This is a genomic window from Aequorivita sp. KMM 9714 (genome assembly GCF_011065475.1).
GTDB lineage: Bacteria > Bacteroidota > Bacteroidia > Flavobacteriales > Flavobacteriaceae > Aequorivita > Aequorivita sinensis.
This window is the reverse complement of the sequence record NZ_JAAGRO010000025.1, coordinates 1-734: the sequence shown is the minus strand read 5'-3', so window position 1 is coordinate 734 and position 734 is coordinate 1. Positions and strand designations below refer to the sequence as shown.

Sequence of the window (734 nt, the reverse complement as noted above, 5' to 3'; positions counted from 1 at the left end):
ATATTTATATTGGTAGCAGAGCTGGTCTAGTTCCGTTGGGCTCACATCGTTATTTGTTTTATCGACCTTTGGAGGAATTACATAGGTAAGGTTCCCAAAATCATCATATACATAGTAGGTATCCAACAATCCATCGTTAAAGGTACGTTTAAGAACTACACGCCCTAGTTTGTCCTTGAATTCCTCGGTAGTATGGTTATTTACGTTTGCTTGGCCGGGCTGCCAGTTCTCGTCCTTGGTAACAGTTTTGTAAAGTTGGTTTGCTGGATAATAGCCTTGCTGGTCAACCAAGGTAGGCTGTGAAGTGTTATTGTTTGTAAAGGCAACAGTGAATCGTATTACATAGTCCTGCGGTGAATTGGTCTGATAGTCAAACTTGATGGTATGATCAGTATCACTTGTAGCGAGTAATTTCCAATCATATCCTGGAGCAGCTTGCTCAAATACTCTGTTAAGAGGTGAGCGTTCGAAACGTTTTTCCGAATACGGATTAAGTTGTGCACCTGGAAGAAGTCCTTGTGGTAAGTCATCGGGAAATTTTGATTGATAGTAATTCTCTATTTGCGAGATTACGCCAGCTTCTTGGTTAATGGTAGTGTTATTGTTAAAGGCTCCAAAATTATTGGCAACTGGCAAAGGTAGGTAATCCTTTGGCTGCCTCCCCAAAGGATCGTAAAGGATAGGGGTCACTAGGTCCTCACGGTTGCCACCGGCACGGATCGAAATACTCTGTT

1 protein-coding gene is annotated in these 734 nt (G+C 42.2%); it reads right to left on the bottom strand.

The window, feature by feature from the left end; all coding sequences use genetic code 11:
- A partial coding sequence (locus G3A46_RS14620) for a DUF6443 domain-containing protein (RefSeq protein ID WP_241836910.1) occupies window positions 1–734 on the bottom strand: 734 nt, incomplete at both ends.